Genomic DNA, 2868 nt, shown 5'->3' with positions numbered 1-2868 from the left:
GCTACGTTTCACTTCCGAGTTCGGGATGGGATCGGGTGGTTCCATAGCGCTAATTTCATCAGGGAGACGGTTGGAGCGTCGCCATCCAAAGTACGGATTTAGGCGCCTGCCTCTCATGGATCTTGTGACGTAGCGTGCACTTGGAGTCTATCGACATGTCATGTCGGCCAAGGCAACTTGAGGTTATATGGTCAAGCCACACGGATCATTAGTATCAGTTAGCTCAATGCATTGCTGCACTTACACACCTGACCTATCAACCACATAGTCTATATGGTTCCTTTAGGGGGCTTGTGCCCCGGGAAGTCTCATCTTGAGGCGCGCTTCCCGCTTAGATGCTTTCAGCGGTTATCGCTTCCGAACATAGCTACCCGGCAATGCCACTGGCGTGACAACCGGAACACCAGAGGTTCGTCCACTCCGGTCCTCTCGTACTAGGAGCAGCCCCTCTCAAACTTCCAACGCCCATGGCAGATAGGGACCGAACTGTCTCACGACGTTCTGAACCCAGCTCGCGTACCACTTTAAATGGCGAACAGCCATACCCTTGGGACCGACTACAGCCCCAGGATGTGATGAGCCGACATCGAGGTGCCAAACACCGCCGTCGATATGAACTCTTGGGCGGTATCAGCCTGTTATCCCCGGAGTACCTTTTATCCGTTGAGCGATGGCCCTTCCATACAGAACCACCGGATCACTAAGTCCTAGTTTCCTACCTGCTTGATCCGTCGATCTTGCAGTCAAGCACGCTTATGCCTTTGCACACAGTGCGCGATGTCCGACCGCGCTGAGCGTACCTTCGAGCTCCTCCGTTACTCTTTAGGAGGAGACCGCCCCAGTCAAACTACCCACCATACACGGTCCCCGATCCAGATAATGGACCTAGGTTAGAACGTCAAGCACGACAGGGTGGTATTTCAAGGATGGCTCCACTGCAGCTAGCGCCACAGTTTCATAGCCTCCCACCTATCCTACACAGACGAACTCAACGTTCAGTGTAAAGCTATAGTAAAGGTTCACGGGGTCTTTCCGTCTTGCCACGGGAACGCTGCATCTTCACAGCGATTTCAATTTCACTGAGTCTCGGGTGGAGACAGCGCCGCTGTCGTTACGCCATTCGTGCAGGTCGGAACTTACCCGACAAGGAATTTCGCTACCTTAGGACCGTTATAGTTACGGCCGCCGTTTACTGGGGCTTCGATCAAGAGCTTCGCCTTGCGGCTGACCCCATCAATTAACCTTCCAGCACCGGGCAGGCGTCACACCCTATACGTCCACTTTCGTGTTTGCAGAGTGCTGTGTTTTTGATAAACAGTCGCAGCGGCCTGGTTACTGCGACCCTCTTCAGCTATAGCTCGCATGAGCCACCAAAAAGGGTGCACCTTCTCCCGAAGTTACGGTGCCATGTTGCCTAGTTCCTTCACCCGAGTTCTCTCAAGCGCCTGAGAATTCTCATCCTACCCACCTGTGTCGGTTTACGGTACGGTCTGCGTAAGCTGAAGCTTAGGAGCTTTTCCTGGAAGCGTGGTATCAGTGACTTCGTCTTAAAGACTCGTCTCGGTGCTCGGTCTTAAAGGATCCCGGATTTGCCAAAGATCCAAACCTACCGCCTTTCCCCAGGACAACCAACGCCTGGTACACCTAACCTTCTCCGTCCCTCCATCGCACTTACGCGAGGTGCAGGAATATTAACCTGCTTCCCATCGACTACGCATTTCTGCCTCGCCTTAGGGGCCGACTCACCCTGCGCCGATTAACGTTGCGCAAGGAAACCTTGGGCTTTCGGCGTGCGGGTTTTTCACCCGCATTATCGTTACTCATGTCAGCATTCGCACTTCCGATACCTCCAGCAAGCTTCTCAACTCACCTTCACAGGCTTACGGAACGCTCCTCTACCGCGCATAACAAAGTTATGCACCCCAAGCTTCGGTTCTGTGCTTAGCCCCGTTAAATCTTCCCCGCAGACCGACTCGACCAGTGAGCTATTACGCTTTCTTTAAAGGGTGGCTGCTTCTAAGCCAACCTCCTGGCTGTCTGTGCCTTTCCACATGGTTTTCCACTTAGCACAAAATTTGGGACCTTAGCTGTGGGTCTGGGTTGTTTCCCTTTTCACGACGGACGTTAGCACCCGCCGTGTGTCTCCCATACAGTCCGTCTCGGTATTCGGAGTTTGCAATGGTTTGGTAAGTCGCGATGACCCCCTAGCCATAACAGTGCTCTACCCCCGAGAGGATACATATGAGGCGCTACCTAAATAGCTTTCGAGGAGAACCAGCTATCTCCGGGTTCGATTAGCTTTTCACTCCTAATCACACCTCATCCCCTACCTTTGCAACGGGAGTGGGTTCGGGCCTCCAGTGCGTGTTACCGCACCTTCACCCTGGGCATGACTAGATCACCCGGTTTCGGGTCTACTGCCCGCGACTATGCGCCCTTATCAGACTCGGTTTCCCTTCGCCTCCCCTATACGGTTAAGCTTGCCACGAACAGTAAGTCGCTGACCCATTATACAAAAGGTACGCAGTCACTCTTTCGAGCTCCTACTGCTTGTACGCACACGGTTTCAGGATCTATTTCACTCCCCTCTCCGGGGTTCTTTTCGCCTTTCCCTCACGGTACTGGTTCACTATCGGTCGGTCAGTAGTATTTAGCCTTGGAGGATGGTCCCCCCATATTCAGACAGGGTTTCACGTGCCCCGCCCTACTCGTCTTCACTGGCATGGCCCTTTTAAATACAGGGCTATCACCTTCTATGGCCGGCTTTTCCAAACCGTTTTTCTAGAACCATACCAGCTTAAGGGCTGTTCCCCGTTCGCTCGTCGCTACTCAGGGAATCTCGGTTGATTTCTTTTCCTCTGGTTACTT

The 2868-nt window shown here is 53.2% G+C and carries 2 rRNA genes (1 of these 2 running past the window's edge); both read right to left on the bottom strand.

Annotation, left to right across the window (positions count from 1 at the left end):
• Positions 1-63: ribosomal RNA gene (rrf, locus tag ACVOL0_RS19950) — 5S ribosomal RNA — on the bottom strand; the annotation flags it as partial.
• A gap of 124 nt (positions 64-187) precedes the next feature.
• Positions 188-2868 (bottom strand): 23S ribosomal RNA (locus tag ACVOL0_RS19945); it runs 197 nt beyond the window's last position.

This window comes from Stenotrophomonas sp. STEN021 (genome assembly GCF_056760175.1).
Note: the sequence above shows the minus strand (reverse complement) of the source record. Positions and strands in the feature narration are given on the sequence as shown.